Below are 274 nucleotides of genomic sequence, written 5' to 3' on the forward strand. Positions count from 1 at the left end.
AAAAGATCATTTGTAGGCGGTACCCCTGATGATTTTTCCATTCCTTCATTAGATGGAGGAGAAACTAGTTTGTATCAATACAGAGGTAAAGTATTGTTGATAGATTGTTGGGCAACTTGGTGTGGCCCCTGTATTAAGGAAATGCCACATATAGGAGAAATATACAATGAATTTCATCCTAAAGGTTTAGAAGTTTTAGGAATATCTTATGATAGAAAGGAAACTAAATGGCGTAATTTTTTAAAGAAAAATGAGTATGTTGTTTGGGATCAGG

The 274-nt window shown here is 34.3% G+C and carries 1 protein-coding gene; it reads left to right on the forward strand.

The features are described from left to right. On the forward strand, positions 1-274 hold a 274-nt coding region (locus Q4Q35_RS08615), incomplete at both ends, for a TlpA family protein disulfide reductase (protein ID WP_303277563.1).

Source organism: Flavivirga aquimarina (assembly GCF_030540835.1).
GTDB lineage: Bacteria > Bacteroidota > Bacteroidia > Flavobacteriales > Flavobacteriaceae > Flavivirga > Flavivirga aquimarina.